We start from the raw sequence: 18,776 nt of genomic DNA, 5'->3' as shown, positions 1-18,776 counted from the left end.
ACGGCCCGAGCCGCCGCGAGCGTAACGCCACGCCGAGATTTGGGGTGATTTTCCGCCGTGTGGTTACGTTCGCGAGAAAAGCGCTCTGAACCAGCGCGCCAGGCGGCCCGGTCGCGGGCTCGACGCCTGACGAGATGCGTAGGGCCACAGGCGGTTTCGTTCGGGAACGGAATTCGCGCGGGCGTGCTTCAGCTGCATCCGCAGGTGCTGGCGCAGGTCGTCCAGATCGGGATCCGTCCACCGGTTGTCGGCCTCGATCGGGTCGGCGGTCAGGTCGTAGAGCTCCCACTGATCGTCGAGCGGGGAGGTCCGGTAGGCGTCGCCCCCGAGGCCGTTGGCCGCGAGGTGGCGGACGCCGGGTTCGGTCCAGGTGCCCGGGTCGTCGAACGTTCGGACCAGCTTCCATACATGACCACCGCCCGCGCCGTCGACCCGGACCACCAGGCCTTCGAAGTTAGACGCGGTGTGCGCCGGGATCCGAATGCGCAGCGGTGCAGGCGGATTCACCGTCTGCTTGAGCCGGCGCCCCAGGCCCGACGCACCGCTGTCCCCTTCGAGCATGTTGTCGCGGGTCATCAGGTACACCGCGCGCGTGTCGTCGGCCGGCCCGCCGTCCACCACGGGCATCAGGTCGTGGCCGGGCAGCGCGTGGACTTCGGAGAACGACTCGGCCAGCGTGCCGGCCACCGCGGCGATGTCGACGCCTGCGGCCGACAGCACGGTCGGCACCAGATCGACATGCGACGTCGGCGCGGTGACCACGCGCGGCAGCGTCGCGCCCTCGCCGATGCGGGCGATGACGAACGGGACGCGGGTGGCCTCGTCGTAGAGGTTGAACCACTTCTGGTGCAGCCCGCCGTGGGCGCCGAGCAGGTCGCCGTGATCGGAGGTGCGCACCAACACCGCGTTGTCCGACCCGCCCTCGGTGACGGCGCGGCGCACCCGGTCGATCGGCCCGTCCGCCTCGGCGTGCAACCGGTAATAGAGGTCGCGGTAGCGCTGCGCATTGCGGTCGTAGGTCTTGTTGATCGCCGGGGCCGGGCCGTAGCCGGAGTAGTAGGCCTCCCGGAACGCGATCTGCGCGGCCGGCTTGGTCGACAGATCCTCGTCGGCGGTGGGCGCCGCGGGCACCGGGGGCGGGTCCAAAGGCGATGGCTTGACCGGGCTTCGGCGTGACCACAGCGGGAACAGCACGATGTCGTGCGGGTTGACGAAGCTGGCGACGAGCAGGAAGGGTCGCAGCGCGGCGGGGTCACCGGCGCGGCGGCGCGCGTAGCGGTCCTGCAGCCAGGCGACGACGCGGTCGGCGATCAGCGGGTCACGGCGAATCCCGGCGTTGGCCAGCAGCGCGCCGTGCGGCTCGGGGCCGACCCAGCCGGAGAAGCCGAACGGCCCCAGCGGATCCGCGTCGAGGTAACGCCGCACCGCGGCCGCGTCCACGACGCCGTCGTCGTCATTAGTCGCCAGCGAGCGGCCCGTCACCGGGTCTGCGAGATCCGCGTGCGAGATGTGCCACTTGCCGTCGTAATGCGTGTCGTAGCCCGCGGCCTGAAACCAGTTGCCCAGCGTCGGCACCTCGCCCTGGCGCAGCCAGCGCATGCGGGAATCCCCGGCGGTCTTGCCGATGCCGTCGGTCTGCGTGACACCGTGCAGGTCCGGGTAATGGCCGGTGAAGATGGTCGGGCGGCTGGGCACGCACGCCAGCGAGCCGGTGTAGTGCCTGGCGAAGCTGACGCCATTGTCGTCAAACCACTTGCGGCCCAATAGCTCCCGGCTGCGCCAGGCCCGCACGTCGGCGGATTCGTAGGGCGGCACCGCGCGCTCTTCGTCGGTCATCACGATGACGATGTCGGGGCGCTCAGACATTCACGTTCTCCATTCGCTGCGCCAAACCGGCGAGCATCGAGTCGGACTGCCGGGCCACGACGCGGCACAGCACCCGTGCTGCGAGCTTTTCGCCTGGGCCAGGCCCGATTTCGACGGTGCTGGTGAGGGTCACCAGGGTGGCGCCCGCCCCGGTCTCCCCCAGCGTCCAGCGCATGGTCACCCTGCGAAGGCGGTTCGGCAGGCCCTCGATGTCATAGGCGAGCACGCGCGGCGGGGTGAACTCGGTAATGCGCTCGACGAGCGTGTCCCGCTTGACCTGAATGCGACGGGCGGTGCCGAGCACCCCATCGCCGGGGCCGGAGAACATGATGCACGAGTGGTCGGCGTTGGGCGCCCAGGAACTGACCGAGCCGAAGTCCGCCAGGACGTCCCAGATTTCACCCACGGGGGCCGCGATGGTGCGGGAGCGGTGGATGTCGGCCACGCGTTCACGCTACGCGAAAACGCGGGCGATGCACGGCTATTGCGTCAGGTGGAAGATCGTCTCGACCGCGATCGCAGTGCCGCCGGCGGTGAAGACGATCGCGAGCGTAAGCCAGTCCGCCAGTTTCGGTCTCGCCGGCGCCGCCGCGAGCTGACCGGTGCCGCCGCGGGCGGTGATCGCGTCGCCCATCTCGTCGGCGCGGCGCAGCGTCACGGTGATGGCCGCGGCGAGCAGGTCGATCATCTCCCGCACCTGCTGCTGACGCCTCGCCCTGCGGCTCTGCGGTATCTGCTTGGGGCGCAGCCGCCGGGCGGCGTAGAGCACCTGGAATTCGTCGATCAGCATCGGGAAGGCGCGCAGCGCGAGCGCGGTGGCCACCGCCCACTCGTCGACCGGGATCCGGACCCATTTGAATGGCCGGCTCAAAGTCGCTAGAGCGGGCCCGATTTCGGCGACGTTGGTGGTCCAGGACACCATTGCGCCCACTCCGAGCAGCACCACCGACAGCGCCGAGATCCGCACGAAGTTCAACACTCCGCCGAGCCCGATGTCGACGCCGCCGATGGAGAGCACCGGGTGTCCGCCGGCCAGCGCGGCGGTCACCCCGCCCAACGCGAGAATGAGCCACATCAAGCGCGGCACCGAGGGCAGGGCGCCACGCGGAATGTGGGCGAGCCGGCCGGTGACCAGCACCAGGACCGCGACCAACACGATCGTCAGCCAGCTCGGATAGAACGTGAGCAGCACCGAAATGACGAAAACGACCAGCAGTTTGGTGCCGGCCCACAGCCGGTGAATCGGCGACGTCCCGGGTACCGGAACCAGCAAGACCACCGGGCGCGACGGGCGCCGCGCCGGAGCGGCGGGCGGGGATGCGGTCATGGCATGCCCCCGGTCGCGGCCGAAAGTGGTTCGAGCGCACCGTTTCGCAGGTGCACCGTCCGCGGGCACACCTCTTCCAGCCCCACGAAGTCATGCGAGATGACCATCAGCGTCAGGCCCCGCTCGCGGCGCAGCTGGGCGAGCAGCCGCAGCAGGCCGCGTTGGCTCGGGGCGTCCAGCCCGGCCAGCGGCTCGTCGAGGATCAGCGCGCGCGGCGAGCGCGCGACCAGCCCGGCCAGCACGACGCGGCGCATCTGGCCGCCGCTGAGCTGGTCGATGCGCCGGTCGGCGATCTCGGGCTCCAGCCCGACCGCGCCGAGCGCCGCGATCACGCGCCGTTCGTCGTAGCGCGGAAAGCCCGCTGCCGAAGCCACTTCCAGGCCGACATTGCTGCGCATCAACTGCAGCCGCGCGGCCTGAAACGACAGCGCCACGGCGCCGACGTGTTCGTGGATGGGCTCCCCGTCGATCAGGCAGGCGCCGGCGGTGGGAATCGTCAGCCCGGCCATGATCCACGCCAGCGTCGACTTGCCCGAGCCGTTGCCGCCGTGGATCAGGACGCCGTCGCCGTGCTCGACGACCAGGTTGATGTCGCGCAGCGCGGTCTTGGCCCACGGTGTGCCGGTGTTGTATTCGTGGCCGACGTCGACGAGTTCGATCGCGGTGGCGCGTCCCCGCGGCATGATCGCGCCCGTCGGCGGCGGGGGCGCCGTGGTTTGCACCATGGAGGTGCTGTCCTGGGTGGACAGGCTGATCGTGCGGTCCGCGGACGCCGCTTCGTTGTCGAAATGCGTGATGTGCACCAGCGCGGTGCTATGCCGTTGCGGGAGTTCGGACAGCAGGCCCAGCAGCGTGTCCCGGCCCGATTGGTCGACCATGCTGGTCACCTCGTCGGCGATCAGCAGCGCCGGCTCACGGGCCAGCGCCGCGGCCAGGGCCAGGCGCTGCAGTTCGCCGCCGGACAGGCTGCCGGTGTCGCGGTCGACGGACACGTCCAGGCCGACTTCACTCAGCAGGCCCTCGATGTCGGTCTCGGTTCCGGGCGGCAGCCCCCACACCACGTCGTCGGCGACCCGGGTGCCCAGCACCTGGCTCTCCGGGTGCTGCAGGACGACGGCCGTCCCGCCCATCTTGCCCAGGCCGACCGCGCCCGGGCGTTCCACGGTGCCCGACGTCGGTTCGCGACCGGCCAGGATGAGCATCAACGTGGTCTTGCCGGAGCCGTTCGCGCCGGTGACCGCGACGTGTTCACCGGCCCGCAGGTCCAGGCTGACTTCGCGCAAAGCGTCGTCGCTGGTGTTCGGATAGCGGAAGCGCACTTTGTCGAACCGCACCGGAACCGGCGCGATCTGAGCCGACTCGCCGGCGGTGCCGTCCCAGACCTCCAGCTTGTGCACATCGGGCAGCCCGCCCATCCGCTCCAGCAGCCGGGACAGCGCCCACCAACCGATCAGCGACACGATCATGATCGCGACGGTCGTGTAGCCCAGCATGAACCAGGGCCAGTAGTTCAGCCCCTCGACGAAGTACCTCTTGAGCTCGGCGGCGACCCCTTGCAGGTGGACGCGCGCCATGAACGACAGGATCCCGTCCACGTTCGCGGTCATCACCTGGAAGATCAGGTGCCGCAGGCGGACCATGATCGCCAGTTCGGCGACCACCGCGGCGCCGAACACCAGGCCGGCGACGAACGACGACACCACCACCGTGGGCCAACCGCGGCCCTTGCGCTTGACGACTCCGGTCAGCCCGCCGATGTACGCGGAATGGATGACCGAGATGAAACCACCCAATCCGGCGATCAGGAAGGCGATCACGCCGGCAGCAATCGTCGCCGCGAGCAGCACGCGCAGGCGGCACCGGTACGCCAGCAACCCCGTCGGCACGGTGCCCAGCAAGGCCAATCCGGCGGCGAACGGGACGATGACCGTGATGATCGCGATGACCGCGCAGAGCGCACCCATGACCGCGGCCTGGGCTAACTCGCCCGGCTGCAGCGAACCACGCCGAGGGTGCCGAGAGGGGGGCGAGGTCACTTGACCGATTCTGCCAGGCATGTCGGGCGGCGGTCGGCAGCGCTGCACGGTGTGCGGGTCGTCACGCCACGGCGTCCGGGATTCGTCTCGCTTAGCAAAGCTATGCAACCATGGACACATGGGCAAGGGCGCTGACACCGCAAACATCGAGCAACAGCAGGGGCTGGGAGCGGATCTGCTCGCTGTGGTTGCGCGGCTCAACAGGCTGGCCACCCAACGTATTCAGATGCCGCTGCCGGCGGCCCAAGCCAGGCTGCTGGCGACCGTCGAGGCCCACGGCGAAGCCCGCATCGGCGACCTGGCGGCCGTCGACCACTGCTCGCAGCCGACGATGACCACGCAGGTGCGCCGGCTCGAGGACGCCGGCCTGGTGAGCCGGATGGTCGACCCCGGTGACGCGCGGGCGGTCCGCATTCGGATCACGCCCGAAGGGCGGCGGACGCTGAATGCGGTGCGCGCCGACCGCGCCGCCGCGATCGAACCCCAGCTGGCCACGCTTGGACCCGAGGACCGCAGGATCCTTGGGGATGCCGTCGGCGTGTTGCGTCGCCTGGTCGACAACGCCGCGCTGGGCCGCCGCAGCGCAGTGGGCAGTGCCCAGCCCTAGTGCACAGACCAGCACCGGCGGGTAGACACTCAAGTGACCCCGAACCGGTGATGGAAAGGTGGCGGCCATGCGCAACGACGCATTCGCCCCGCCGCTGACCGTCCTGGTCGGGCCGGCGCGGTACGTCTTCGCGCCGGGCCGCGACGTCGCGGTGGGTCATGGCAGCGGGTGGGACGTTCCGCTGGGCGGCCCGGGGCCGGCCGGCGCGGCGCCGCAGCCCGAATTGGTGCTGCGGCATACCGGCTCCCACTGGGTGGCGATCGACAACGGCGGCTACGGCATCTTCCTCAGCGGCGCCCGGATGTCGGCGGTCGACATCCGCGACGGCCTGGCGATCACGCTCGGCGATCCGCAGCGGGGCCCGCGCCTGGTGTTCCGGCTCGGCGCGCCGACTGGCCCGCCCGGACCACACCCCAACGGCCGCCCGGCCCGCCACCGCCGACGCAGCAGCCCACCCAGCGCTTGCGGATTCCGGCTTCCCAGCCGCCGCCGGCCCAACGTCCCAACCCGCCGGAACCGCCCGCCGCGCCTCCCCTAATCCCGTCGCTGGAGACCACACCCATCAGCGTCCCGCCGCCGCAACCGGCGTCAGCGGCGCAGCCCACCGGGCCGGTCACCTTCCCGCCCCCGACACCGGCGGGCGACGACAGGGGCCCGCTCGAGCGGACGACCGACGCGACCCGCAAGCTGCGCGCCGGGCGCTCCTTCCGCACCGGCGAAACCAGCTCCACCCACCGTCTGCCGCTCAAGGCCGGTGCCCGCACCGCGGGCCTGGCCGCATACCGGCTGGGGCTGAGCGTCGACGGACGCGAAATGCTCACCGACGTCTCGTTCACCGGTCGCTTGGGGACGCTGACCGCAGTCACCGGTCCGTCGACCGCACACAACTCCGCACTGCTCGACTTGCTCAGCGGGACGAGGCGACTCGGCAACGGCCGAATCACGTTGGACGGCCACGACATTCACGCCGAGGCCACGTCCATGCGCACCCGCATCGGCATCGTGCCGCGCGAGGATCGCCTGCACCCGCAGCTCACCATCGAACGGGCGCTGGGATACACGGCCGAGCTGCGGCTGCCGCCCGGCACCTCGCCCGAACACCGCCAGCGGGTGGTGGACCAGGTGATCGAAGAGCTCGAGCTGACGCCCTTCCGCTCCAGCCGGATCTGCAAGCTGCCACCCGAGATCCGCCGGTGTGCGGCGATGGCGGTCGAGCTTCTCACCAGGCCGACCCTGCTGGTGATCGACGAGCCGGGCGAAGGCCTGGACGCCGCGCAGGAGAGCCACGTGATGGCGGTGCTGCGCCGGCAGGCCGACATCGGCTGTGTCGTCGTCGCGGCCATGGCATCGCCGACGTCGCGCGCCCACCTCAATATCTGCGACCAGGTCGTGGTGCTCACCGCCCGCGGCTCCGTGGCCTTCGTCGGGGCGCCGCTGGAGATCGGGTCCGCGATGGCCACCACCGACTGGACGGAAGTCCTCGCCCAGGTGCAGGCGGATCCCGACGGCGCCCAGCGCGCGTTCCACGCCCGCCAGCTGGCGCAGGGCCCACCGGCGCCGCCCGCGACCGCCGAACCGTGGCCGCCACCCGCCCCACCCCCGCGCACCCGGCAACTCTGGCTGGTGCTGCGCCGCCAGGGCCGTCTGCTGCTCGCCGAGCGCCTATACCTTCTCTTCCTGGCGGCCCTGCCGTTCGTGTTGGCCGCACTGATACTCCTGATCCCCGGGGACTCCGGCCTGAAGCAGCCCAGCACGTCCAGCTCCAACCCGCACGAGGCGGTCGAGATCCTGGCCGGGCTCAACATCGCGGCCGTCATCATCGGCATCGCCCTGACCGTCCGCGATCTCGTCTGCGAGCGGCGGGCGTTCCAGCGCGAACAGGCGTGCGGGCTGTCGGCCTCGACCTACCTCGCCGGCAAGATCATCTTCTTCAGCGCGGCCGCTGCCATCCTGACGGCCATCACCTTCGGCATCGTGGTGTTGGCCAAGGGCCAACCCGCGCACGGCGCCGTGCTGCTGTTCAACGCGACCTTCGAGCTGTACGTCAGTGTCGCCGTCACCGCCGTGGTCTCGGCGATGATCGGGCTCGCGGTCTCGACGCTGGGCAAGTCGCTGACCGAGGTCGTGCCGCTGGCCGTGCCGGTGCTCCTGGCGTCGCTGCTGTTCTCGGGCGGGCTGATCACGCTGGTCGGCACCTGGGTCTACGACCAGATCTCCTGGTTCGTCCCGGCCCAGTGGGGCTTCGCGGCCTCGGCATCCACCGTCGATCTGCGCCGGGTCGACGCGCGCGCCGCCAACGTCCAGATGTGGACGCATTACGTGGGCTGGTGGATGTTCGACATGGTGATGCTCGTCATCTTCGGCGCGGTGTGGGCGGGAATCGCCCGTTACCGGCTGCGCGCGCGCCCGCCGCTGTCACGGTGAGATGTCGGTGCCGCGCCGGTGGTTTCCGCGCCGCGGCCAGCGGGTTACCTTCAACGTATGGCGCCACAGACGACGACGAGCATCGCCCAGCACCTGCGTAGCACCTTGGACGGCCGGTTCCGCGACGCGAAGAACCACACCCGGGAATGGCTGGGCCAGGATCAGTTCCGCCCGCACTACACCCCGAACACCGTCCTGGCGCGCGCCAAGGTGCTCGAGCAGATGAAGCTCATCGCCGCCGCCGGCATCCCCGACGAGGGGTTCCGCAAGGAGCACGGCGGCACCGGCGACGTGGGCGCGGCGATCACGATGATCGAGATGCTGGCGATGTCGGACCTGTCGTTGATGGTCAAGGCCGGGGTGCAATGGGGCCTGTTCGGCGGGGCGGTCGAGAACCTGGGCACCGAGCGTCACCACGATCCGTACGTGAAGAAGGTCATCAGCCTCGAGCTGCGCGGCTGCTTTGCGATGACCGAGACCGGGCATGGCAGTGACGTCCAATCGCTGGAGACGACCGCGACCTACGACGCCGAGACCGAAGAGTTCATCGTCAACTCCCCCACGCCGTCGGCCCGCAAGGACTACATCGGCGGCGCCGCCGAGACCGCCACCGTGGCAGCCGTTTTCGCGCAACTGATCACGACCGAGAACGGGGAGCAGGTCAACCACGGCGTGCACTGCGTGCTGGTGCCGATCCGTGACGAGGAGGGCAACGACCTTCCCGGCGTCACGACGACGGACTGCCACTACAAGGGCGGCCTGCCCGGCGTCGACAACGGCCGCATCATGTTCGACCACGTCCGCGTGCCGCGGGTGAACCTGCTGAACAAATACGGCGATGTCGCCGCCGACGGCACGTACAGCTCGCCGGTCGAGAACCCGAACCGCCGGTTCTTCACCATGATCGGCACGCTGATCCGCGGCCGGGTCACCGTCGGCGGCAGCGCAGGCAACGCCGCTCGCGTCGCTTTGGACATCGCCACCCGATATGCGTTGGAGCGCAGGCAATTCACCGCCCCGGACGACGAGGGCGAAGTCCTGATCATGGACTACCTGGTGCATCAGCGGCGGCTATTCCCGTTGATTGCCCGCTCATACGCGTTGCAATTCGCGCAGAACGAGCTGGTGTCGAAGTGCCACGACATGCAGACGTCGGACTTTCCGGACGCCGAGGAACAGCGTGAGCTCGAATCGCGAGCCGCCGGGCTGAAGGCCGCCAACACCTGGCACGCCTCGAAGGCCATTCAGGAGGCCCGCGAGGCGTGCGGCGGCGCCGGCTACATGGCCGAGAACCGGCTGATCGCGCTGCGCGCGGACACCGACGTGTTCACCACCTTCGAGGGCGACAACCATGTGCTGACCCAGCTGGTGGCCAAGGAGCTGCTGACCGCCTACGCCGACGACATCAAGAGCATGAGCCCCGTCGACTGGGTTCGGTTCGCCGCCAACACTGTTGGTGAGCGAGTGCTGAAGCGGACCGCGGCCGAGAAGATCATGCAGACGATCGTCGATACCCGCCAGGACAGCGAAGAAGAGGGCAGCCTGTTCAACCGCGGCACGCAGGTGAACATGTTCGAGGAGCGCGAGGAATACCTGCTGTCGTCGGTCGCGCGGCGCCTACAGGGCAAGTCCAAGGAGATGTCGGCGTTCGACGCGTTCAACGCCGTGCAGGACCATGTGCTGCACGCCGCGAGCGCGCACATCGACCGAATTGTGTTGGAGGCGTTCGTCGCCGGGATCGACTCGTGCGAAAACCCCGAAGCGCGTGAGCTGTTGGACATCGTGTGCGACCTGTACGCGTTGTCGGTGATCGAGGAAGACAAGGCCTGGTACATCGAGCACGGCTACCTGTCCACCGGGCGAGCCAAAGCGGTCACCCGGGGGATCAACGATCGGTGCCGCGCGTTGCGCCCGCACGCCAGGGAGCTGGTCGACGGATTCGGCATTCCGGAGCCGCTGCGCTACGCCGAGATGCTGCACCCGGAGAACCTGTCGGACTGACTCAGCCGGGCCGGCGGACGTAACTGATCCACGTCAGCAGCGCGGCAAAGACGTAGAAGGCCAAGAAGATCCAGAAGGCCGACGTCATCGTGCCGGTGGCGACGAAGGATTCGCGCAGTGCCAGGTTGATGCCCACTCCCCCCAGCGTGCCCACGCCCGCGACAAAGCCGATCACGATGCCGGAGATCACCCGGGCCCATTCGGAGCGTTCGGTTGCGTCCATGTGCAGGTTGGCGCTGCTGGCGGCGAACACCGTCGGGATCATCTTGTAGACCGATCCGTTGCCCAACCCGGCCAGGACGAACAGCGCGATCAGGCAGGAGACGTAGCCGGCCATGGCCGCGCCGCTGACCGGGCCCGCGTGCGGGTCCTCGACGGTGCCGACGGCGATCAGCAATCCGGCGGCGAGAACCATCGCGACGAAGACGCCGCACGTGACGCGTCCGCCGCCGATGCGGTCGGCCAGCCGCCCACCGTAGACGCGCGCCAGCGCGGCCAGCAGCGGCCCGATGAAGGCCAGCTGGGCGGCGTGCAGCGCGGCCCGCGAGGCGCTCTGCCCGCCCGCGATGAAGCCGGTCTGCAATATCTGGGCGAACGCGAACGCGAAGCCGATGAAGGAGCCGAAGCTACCGAGGTAGAGCAGGGACAGCACCCAGGTGTCGCGGGTCGAGACCACCGCCGACAGGATCGAGCGCAGCCGCCCCAGCTCGAGACGGTGCTGGGCGACGTTGTTCATGAACAGCGCCGCCCCCACGCCGGCCGTGGTCAGCAGCGCCAGGTACAGGACGCACACCCAGAACGGCTGCCGATTGCCCGCCACGGCGATGACGACCAGCCCGACGATCTGGATCGCCGGCACCCCGAGATTGCCGATGCCGCCGGAAAGCCCCAGCGCCATGCCCTTCAGCCGATGCGGATAGAAGGCGTTGGCGTTGCTCGCCGCGGCGGCGAAATTGCCCCCACCCATTCCGGTCAGCGCCGCGCACACCAGATACGGCCACAGTGGCAGCCCCGGGTGGGCCAACAGCACCATCGCACCGATCGTCGGAATGAGCAGCACGAAGGCCGAGAACATAGCCAGGGTGCGACCACCGAAGATCGCGGTCGCCACCGCATAGGTCGGCCGCAGGCACGCCCCGGCCAGCGTCGCGGTGATGCCGAGCAGCAGCTTGTCGCCCGCCGTGAATCCGTAGACGTCCCTGGGCATGAACAGCGCCATGACCGGCCACAGTGCCCATATCGAGTAGCCCAGGTGCACGTTCACGACCGACCAGAACAGGTTGCGCCGCGCGATGTCCTCGCCGCCCGCCTCCCACGCCGCCAGATCCTCTGCGTCCCAATGCGAAAGGTGACGCGACGAATTCACCGGAATGAAACCCTTTCGATGCGAATGCCGGACGTCACAAAGTATCGGAACGTCTTGTGAGGTAACCCTATTGGTGTGGGATCTTGCCGAGCGCCTGCAGCTTGCCGTCGTGACCGATCTGGAACTTCACCGTGCCGCTGCCTTTCGGGCAGCACGGTTCTTCGTTGCCGGTCTGCCATCGATACTGAACCGTGACGGTGTCGTCGTTGACGGGCAGAACGGTGATGTACGGCTTGGGGTTTGGGGTCGGCGTGCCCAGCGGCCGGTTGTGGTCGAAGAACAGCAACTGCTGCGGCGTCGACTCGCTGGCGATGGTGGGGATGACCTGCAGCCAGTACAGCCGGCAATTCTTCGTGTGCCCACGGGCGATTTCGACCCAGCTCGATCCGGCGACCTCGACCGGAACGGCGGCGATGGCCTGTCGCACCGTGTCGGCCGTGGGCCCGTCGGCGTCCTTGCAGGAATCGGCCCGCACCGCCTGTGGCGGTGCCGGTTTTGCACCGCAGGCCGCGGCCAACAACACCAACAGAATCACAAAGTGACGAGGCACTTTGTGAGCTTATCGAATGCTGTGAATGTCCCATTTGTTTCGTCCGAAACCCAGTTCTGATAGGGAATTCCGCACACCCGGCGGGTAATCTGGCCTTAGTCGTAGATCGCCGCTGACCTGCGATTATTCGGGGTTCATTGGGCTTTTCTCACACTTCACAAATCAGTTTGGTGCGTGTGAGAGAAACCCGTAAAACGGCGGAAACACCGGATGCCCTGTGCCGAAACATCCTTGTCGCAACATTTAGCCCGTAGGCCCGTGCGCGCTCGAAGGGAGGGAAGTAGGCGTGGCTCGCCAATCTCATGACGATGCAAAAGACGCCGTGAACAGCATGTGCGCCTACTGCGGCGTCGGTTGCGGCATAGTGTTGCAGATCACAACGGATCCGGAGAGCGGTCGCCGTCACGTCGCGAAATCTGTTGGAAACAAAAGCCACCCGTCCAACTTCGGCCGGCTGTGCACCAAGGGCGCGACCACCGCGGACATGCTGGCCGCACCGGGCCGGATGGAGTCGGCCTACCTGCGGCCCGGGCGCGGTGAGTCTCTGGAACCGGTCGACATGGATGCCGCGCTCACCCAAGCTGGGAAACAGCTGCGCGCGATCATCGACCAGCACGGTCCGGATGCCTTCGCCCTCTACGTTTCCGGCCAGATGTCGTTCGAGGCCCAGTACCTGGCGAACAAGCTGACCAAGGGATTCGTCGGCACCAACCAGATCGAGTCGAACTCGCGACTGTGCATGGCCAGCGCCGGCTCCGGCTACAAGCAGTCCCTGGGAGCGGACGGGCCGCCCGGCTCCTACCAGGATGTCGAACACGCCGACGTGTTCTTCGTCATCGGCGCCAACATGGCCGATTGCCACCCGATTCTGTTCCTGCGGATGATGGACCGAGTCAAGGCCGGGGCCAAGCTGATCGTCGTCGACCCGCGGCGGACCGCGACCGCCGAGAAGGCCGACCTCTTCCTGCAGGTCTCCCCCGGCGCCGACCTCGCACTGCTCAACGGGCTGCTCCACCTGATCGTCGAAAACGGCCACACCGACCCGGAATTCATCGCTGAGTTCACCGAGGGCTGGGAGGTGATGCCGAGTTTCCTCGAGCAGTACACCCCCGACAAGGTCAGCGAACTGACCGGCATTCCAGTCGAAGACCTACAGACCGCGGCCCGCTGGATCGGCGAGGCCGCGAACTTCATGAGCTGCTGGACGATGGGACTCAACCAGAGCACCCACGGCACGTGGAACACCAATGCTATCTGCAACCTGCACCTGGCCACCGGCACGATCTGCAAGCCGGGCAGCGGGCCGTTCTCGCTCACCGGGCAGCCCAACGCGATGGGCGGCCGCGAAATGGGTTACATGGGACCGGGTTTGCCCGGCCAGCGCTCGGTGGTGTCGGCGGACGACCGCGACTTCGTTGAGGACCAATGGGGCGTCCCGCGCGGGACGCTGCGCACCGAGGTCGGCACCGGCACCGTCGACATGTTCTCCCGGATGGCCGACGGCGACATCAAGGCGTGCTGGATCATCTGCACCAATCCCGTTGCCAGCGTGGCCAATCGGAAAACGGTGCTGGCGGGTCTGGAAAAGGCCGAGCTGGTGATCGCCCAGGACGCCTTCCGCGAGACCGAGACCAACGAGTACGCCGACGTGTTGCTGCCCGCGACCCTGTGGACGGAGTCCGAGGGGGTGATGATCAACTCCGAGCGCAACCTGACGCTGTTCCAGCCCGCGGTGCCCGCGCCCGGTCAGGCGATGCCGGACTGGCAGATCATCGCCCGGATGGCCTGCGAGATGGGTTTTTCGGAGTCGTTCAGCTACGAGTCCGCCGAGGACGTCTTCGACGAGATCAAGCGGTTCTCGAACCCGAGGACCGGCTACGACCTGCGCGGGGCCAGCTACGAGCGCCTGCGCGAGACACCGCTGCAGTGGCCCTGCCCGCCCGATAACGCAGGTGACCGCAACCCGATTCGCTACCTGAACGACGGCGTGAGCCAGACCCAGTTGGTGCGCGAGGACGGCAGCATCCCGCGGCTGGCGTTCCCCACCGACAGCGGGCGCGCGGTGTTCTTCCCCCGGCCGCACCTGCTGCCCGAGGAAATGCCCGACGACGACTACCCGTTCCTGCTCAACACCGGCCGCCTGCCGCATCAGTGGCACACGATGACCAAGACCGGCAAGGTCGCCAAGCTCAACAAGCTCAACCCCGGGCCGTTCGTCGAGATCCATCCCGACGACGCCACCCGGCTGCAGATCTCCGAGGGCGACCCCGTCGAAATCGCTTCCCGCCGTGGGCGTGCCGTGCTGCCCGCGGTGATCACCGACCGGGTCCGTCCCGGCGATTGCTTCGCGCCGTTCCACTGGAACGACGCCTTCGGCGAATACCTGTCGATCAACGCCGTCACCAACGACGCCGTCGACCCGGTGTCGCATCAGCCGGAATTCAAGGCCTGCGCCGTCACCCTGACAAAAGTCGCGGCGGCCAAGCCAGCACCCGCCATCGAGCCCGAGCGGCCGATGGCCAACGACACCTCAGAACCCGCTCCCACGGAGGTTACCGAAATCAGCGTTGCACAAGTCGACGCCGTCGCCGAATTGCTCGGTCTGGCAAACGAACCCAAACCACAGTTCGGTCCGCAGGGGCGCACCTACCTGGCCGGCATGCTGGCCGGTTTGCGTTCGGACGCCGGCCTCCGGACCGGCGGGGTGCCCACCGTACCGATCAGCGCGCCGTTGGATCCCGGCACGCGGATGTGGGTGGATGGCGTGCTTGCCGGCATTTTCGCGCGCGCCGAGACGCCCCGATCTCAGCCCGCTGAGTCGGACATGCCGGCGATCGTGGCGCCCGCCAACCCACCCAGCGCGCCCGAGGCGGACGCCGCACCCGAGCGGGCCCCGATCGTGGTGTTGTGGGCCTCGCAGACCGGTAATGCCGAAGAACTCGCGGGCGACGTCATCGCGCAGCTCGGCGAGGCCGGGCTGCCGGTCGTGTTGCACAGCATGGACGACTTCCCGACGGCCGAATTATCCACCACCCGTGAGCTTTTGGTGATTACCAGCACCACCGGAGACGGCGAGGCACCGGACAACGGCGCCGGCCTGTGGCGGGCGCTCACCAGCGAGGGCGCACCACAGTTCACCGGCACCCACTACGCCGTGCTCGCCCTGGGCGACTCCAACTACGACGACTTCTGCGGTTATGGGCGCAAGCTCGACGAGCGGCTCGCGGAGCTGGGTGCCACCCGCATCACGGAGCGGGTTGACTGCGAACCGGAGTACGACGAGCCCGCCGCGAAGTGGCTGGCCGAGGTCCGTGAGGCCCTGACCCGCAAACCCGCGCCCGTCAGCGGCGAGGCCAGGGTGACCGCGTCGGCGGTAGTGGCGGCGCCCGCACTCCCGAGCCGGCCCGCACCGGCGGCCTACAGCAAGAAGCATCCGCTGATCACCGACATGGTCCGCAACACCACGCTCAGCGGGCCCAGCTCCGCAAAAGACGTGCGGCAGATCGTGTTTGACCTTTCCGACGAGGCCGCCAACTACGAGGCCGGCGACGCGCTCGGGGTGTGGCCGCGCAACGGCGATCAGCTGGTCGAGGAATGGCTGTCGGTCACCGGGCTGGACGCGCACACCCCGGTCGAGGTCGGCGAGCACGGCCTGATGTCGTTGCGCACCGCGCTCACCGAGCGCATCGAGATCGCTCACATCAGCCGGGACCTGGTGCGCTTCGTGCAAGAGCGCACCGGCGACCAGAAGCTCGCGGACCTGCTGCGGCCGGAAAACAAGCGCGCACTGTTGGATTGGACATGGGGACGCCAATCCGTCGACCTGCTGGCGCGGCTGCCCGTACACGCGTCGGCCCACGAGTGGCTGCGTGTCCTGAAACGTCTCCAGCCACGGCTGTATTCGATCTCGTCGAGCCCTAAAGAGTGCCCGGCGGAAGTGCACCTGACGGTCTCGCCGGTGCGCTACAACTTCCAGGGCGTCCCGCGTCGTGGGGTGTGCTCGACCTACCTGGCGGACCGCTCCCCCGGCGACCGGGTCGCCGTCTATCTGCAGCCATCGAGCAACTTCCGGCCACCCAGCGATCCGGACACCCCGATGATCATGATCGGTCCGGGCACCGGGATCGCGCCCTTCCGCGGCTTCCTGCAGGAGCGGCGCGCGCTCGGCCACACCGGGCCCAACTGGCTGTTCTTCGGCGAGCAGCACGCCGCGACCGACTACTACTACCGCGACGAGCTCGAGCAGATGCGTGACGACGGGTTCCTCACCGAACTGGACCTGGCGTTCTCCCGGGACCAGACCGAGAAGGTCTACGTCCAGCACCTGATGCGCAACCGCGGCGCCCAGCTGTGGAGCTGGTTGCAGGATGGCGCCCAGCTGTACGTCTGCGGCACAGCCGACCCGATGGCCAAGGACGTCGACCGGGCGCTCTGCGACGTCGCCGCCGAACACGGCAACCTCGACCCGGAGGCGGCCCAGGCCTACGTCCAATCGCTGAGCGCCGACAAGCGCTACCACCGCGACGTCTACTAGGCGCCGCACCGGCAAGCCGTAATCGGGCGGAAACACCGCCCATTCGTCGCCGAAACATCCCTGCCGCACCATTTCACCTAGGACGGGGTGCAGGCGAGGACGGACGACGGTGGCGCAGGCGTTTGAGTGGACGGATACCCAGGGCGCGAGCACGGGTTGCCCGGTGCATGGCGGGTCGTTCGCCGAGCAGCCGCCCGCGCAGGACCGAGTCGATTGGGCCGGGCTGCCGATCAACCTGGACTTCGCGTTCTCCCGAGAACAGCGTGACAAGGTCTACGCGCAGCACCTGATGCGCCGGGCGCAGTTCTCCCGACGGCCGCATGACGGCATGCCGCGGTGTTCCTGCGACGGCAGCACCGATCTCCTTTAAGGCGCCCATAGTCCCGATCCGCCGATTGTCAATCTCGCTTACCGGCGGCGGCCGCGCTGGCCTCGCGCGGCGATTGCCGGACACGTACGTTGACCCAACGACCTACGTGGATAGGGCACAAGCGTGGTAGACGTTTCGATCATCGAAACCTCGGGTTTAGGCGATCGCAGTTATCTGGTAAGCGACGGCGCGGTGGCGGTCGCCATCGATCCGCAGCGCGACATCGATCGGGTGCTTGAGCTTGCCGCCGAGCTGCGGATCACTCACGTCCTCGAGACCCACATCCACAACGATTACGTCACCGGGCGCCGGGCTGGCCGACTTCCCCGCCTACTACGCGCATATGGGCGTACTAAACAGGAAAGGCCCTGCGGCACCGCAACTCTCACCACCCGCGGCGGCCGATCCGAGCGAGCTTCGCAGGCGGATCGATGCGGGCGAATGGGTCGTGGATCTGCGCAACCGCAACGCGTTCGCGGCCGGCCATCTCTCGGGCGCATACGGATTCGAACTGTCCGGCTCGTTCGTCAACTACCTCGGTTGGCTGTATACCTGGGGCGCGCCGCTGACGTTGATCGGCGACGACGCCAAGCAGGTCGCCGACGCCCAGCGCGAGCTGTGCCGCATCGGCGTCGAGCGCCTCACCGGCGCGGCCAGCGGCGACATCCGTGAACTGGCCGGCGGAGCCGAACTTCGCAGCTACCGCGTCGCCGAGTTCGTCGACCTTGCCGAGGTTCTCGGCGATGACGGTGTCACAGTGCTCGATGTCCGTCAGCGCGACGAATTCGACAGCGGCCAGGTGCGCGGCGCGGTCAACATCGCGGTGCACGAATTGCCCGAACACATCGACGGCATCCCGGCGGACCGCGTGGTGTGGGTGCACTGCGCCAGCGGCTATCGCGCATCGATCGCCGCAGCGCTGCTCGACCGCCACGATCGTCGCGTTGTGCTCGTCGACGACGACTACGACAACGCCGAAAAGCTCGGCATCACAACGCCGAAAAATTCTTCCTGAACAAAAGCCACTGGTTTCGGGTCGACCCGGGTAGGGACACAGCATGAGCGCACCAACCACTGACATCATCACCTCGCCGGAGCTTCACGCGTTGCTGGAGTCGGCGACCCCGCGCATCGTCGACGTGCGGACCCCCGCGGAATTCGAGACGTCGCACATCGCCGGGTCCTACAACGTCCCACTCGACATTCTCGACCGGCACGGTCCCGAGATCGTTCGACGCCTCGACCGCGACGACGAGGTTGTGCTGGTGTGCCGTTCGGGCCAACGCTCGACCAAGGCCCAAGCGGTGCTGCGCGACGCGGGGCTGACGCGCGGGCGCGTGCTGGAGAAGGGAATCAGCGACTGGGAGGGCCGCGGTTTCGCGGTCGACCGGGGCGCCCAACGATGGGACCTCGAGCGTCAGGTGCGCCTGGTGGCCGGGTCGATCGTGCTGTCCTCGGTGCTGGGCAGCGCCGCGCTCCCCCGGCTCAAATGGCTGGCGGCGGGCATCGGGGCGGGCCTGACCTACGCGGCGGCATCCAACACCTGCGCGATGGCGACCGCGCTGTCCAAGTTGCCCTACAACCGCGGCGCGACGCCGGACGCCGAAACCATCGTGTCGCGTCTTTAAGCGCTTCTCTCGGTGCGTTCACCGCGCTGGGCGCTACCGTGACGGGGTGCGCCACGTCGTCGGACGG

At 68.5% G+C, this 18,776-nt stretch carries 11 protein-coding genes and 3 pseudogenes; 7 read left to right on the top strand and 7 right to left on the bottom strand.

All coding sequences use genetic code 11. The features are described from left to right. Window positions 1-63: 63 nt before the first annotated feature. The 5 genes and pseudogenes from MRAB57_RS19285 to MRAB57_RS29665 all read right to left on the bottom strand — a co-directional run. A complete protein-coding gene (locus tag MRAB57_RS19285) occupies window positions 64-1,866 on the bottom strand; it encodes a sulfatase-like hydrolase/transferase (RefSeq protein WP_077088765.1) in 1,803 nt (600 codons plus the stop codon). After that, window positions 1,859-2,311 (bottom strand): SRPBCC family protein, encoded by a 453-nt coding sequence (locus tag MRAB57_RS19280; protein ID WP_077088764.1) that lies wholly within the window; start codon window positions 2,309-2,311, stop codon window positions 1,859-1,861. Before MRAB57_RS19280 ends, MRAB57_RS19285 begins: the two co-directional genes overlap by 8 nt. Before the next feature lie 36 nt (window positions 2,312-2,347). Beyond that, entirely contained in the window at window positions 2,348-3,193 is an 846-nt protein-coding gene (locus tag MRAB57_RS19275) for a CbiQ family ECF transporter T component (RefSeq protein ID WP_077088763.1), read from the bottom strand. After that, window positions 3,190-4,092 (bottom strand): ABC transporter ATP-binding protein, encoded by a 903-nt coding sequence (locus MRAB57_RS29670; RefSeq protein ID WP_425436822.1) that lies wholly within the window; start codon window positions 4,090-4,092, stop codon window positions 3,190-3,192. The genes MRAB57_RS19275 and MRAB57_RS29670 overlap by 4 nt, the downstream gene beginning before the upstream one ends. Further along, window positions 4,071-4,446, bottom strand: a pseudogene (locus MRAB57_RS29665) (ATP-binding cassette domain-containing protein); the annotation flags it as partial. The gene MRAB57_RS29670 and the pseudogene MRAB57_RS29665, both read right to left, overlap by 22 nt. A gap of 901 nt (window positions 4,447-5,347) precedes the next feature. Here MRAB57_RS29665 and MRAB57_RS19265 point away from each other — a divergent pair. The 3 genes and pseudogenes from MRAB57_RS19265 (at window position 5,348) to MRAB57_RS19255 (ending at window position 10,261) form a co-directional block, all read left to right on the top strand. Next, window positions 5,348-5,836 (top strand): MarR family winged helix-turn-helix transcriptional regulator, encoded by a 489-nt coding sequence (locus MRAB57_RS19265; protein ID WP_077088761.1) that lies wholly within the window; start codon window positions 5,348-5,350, stop codon window positions 5,834-5,836. Between the two features lie 67 nt (window positions 5,837-5,903). Then, window positions 5,904-8,260: pseudogene (locus MRAB57_RS19260) on the top strand (ATP-binding cassette domain-containing protein). Between the two features lie 57 nt (window positions 8,261-8,317). Then, on the top strand, window positions 8,318-10,261 hold the full coding sequence (locus MRAB57_RS19255) for an acyl-CoA dehydrogenase family protein (RefSeq protein ID WP_077088760.1): 1,944 nt from the start codon (window positions 8,318-8,320) through the stop codon (window positions 10,259-10,261). 1 nt (window position 10,262) lies between these two features. Here the strand turns inward: MRAB57_RS19255 and MRAB57_RS19250 are convergent, their stop codons facing one another. Next, window positions 10,263-11,627, bottom strand: a complete 1,365-nt coding sequence (locus MRAB57_RS19250; RefSeq protein WP_108637966.1) for an MFS transporter — start codon at window positions 11,625-11,627, stop codon at window positions 10,263-10,265. Window positions 11,628-11,694: 67 nt separating this feature from the next. Beyond that, window positions 11,695-12,150, bottom strand: a complete 456-nt coding sequence (locus tag MRAB57_RS19245) for an LppP/LprE family lipoprotein (RefSeq protein ID WP_425436821.1) — start codon at window positions 12,148-12,150, stop codon at window positions 11,695-11,697. Window positions 12,151-12,508: 358 nt separating this feature from the next. Here MRAB57_RS19245 and MRAB57_RS19240 point away from each other — a divergent pair, with 358 nt between their 5' ends. The 4 genes and pseudogenes from MRAB57_RS19240 to MRAB57_RS19225 all read left to right on the top strand — a co-directional run bounded on the left by MRAB57_RS19240 (window position 12,509) and on the right by MRAB57_RS19225 (window position 18,709). After that, window positions 12,509-16,711 carry a bifunctional nitrate reductase/sulfite reductase flavoprotein subunit alpha gene (locus MRAB57_RS19240; protein WP_077090699.1) on the top strand — a complete coding sequence of 1,401 codons (4,203 nt, stop codon included), beginning with the start codon at window positions 12,509-12,511 and terminating at the stop codon, window positions 16,709-16,711. 109 nt (window positions 16,712-16,820) lie between these two features. Then, window positions 16,821-17,081 (top strand): hypothetical protein, encoded by a 261-nt coding sequence (locus MRAB57_RS19235; protein ID WP_157900633.1) that lies wholly within the window; start codon window positions 16,821-16,823, stop codon window positions 17,079-17,081. Window positions 17,082-17,204: 123 nt separating this feature from the next. Further along, a pseudogene (locus MRAB57_RS19230) lies at window positions 17,205-18,096 on the top strand (rhodanese-like domain-containing protein). 43 nt (window positions 18,097-18,139) lie between these two features. Next, on the top strand, window positions 18,140-18,709 hold the full coding sequence (locus MRAB57_RS19225; RefSeq protein WP_077088756.1) for a rhodanese-like domain-containing protein: 570 nt from the start codon (window positions 18,140-18,142) through the stop codon (window positions 18,707-18,709). The last annotated feature ends 67 nt before the right edge of the window (window positions 18,710-18,776 follow it).

Origin of the sequence: Mycobacterium rhizamassiliense (assembly GCF_900157375.1) — a bacterium.
In the GTDB taxonomy this organism is placed as follows: Bacteria; Actinomycetota; Actinomycetes; order Mycobacteriales; family Mycobacteriaceae; genus Mycobacterium; species Mycobacterium rhizamassiliense.
This window is presented reverse-complemented; position numbering and strand designations above follow the sequence as displayed.

Coding starts and splice junctions, on each gene's coding strand:
- MRAB57_RS19240 (WP_077090699.1), top strand. CDS start 12,509: ATGTGCGCCTACTGCGGCGTCGGTTGCGGCATAGTGTTGCAGATCACA.
- MRAB57_RS19265 (WP_077088761.1), top strand. CDS start 5,348: ATGGGCAAGGGCGCTGACACCGCAAACATCGAGCAACAGCAGGGGCTG.
- MRAB57_RS19285 (WP_077088765.1), bottom strand. CDS start 1,866: ATGTCTGAGCGCCCCGACATCGTCATCGTGATGACCGACGAAGAGCGC.
- MRAB57_RS19255 (WP_077088760.1), top strand. CDS start 8,318: ATGGCGCCACAGACGACGACGAGCATCGCCCAGCACCTGCGTAGCACC.
- MRAB57_RS19275 (WP_077088763.1), bottom strand. CDS start 3,193: ATGACCGCATCCCCGCCCGCCGCTCCGGCGCGGCGCCCGTCGCGCCCG.
- MRAB57_RS19225 (WP_077088756.1), top strand. CDS start 18,140: ATGAGCGCACCAACCACTGACATCATCACCTCGCCGGAGCTTCACGCG.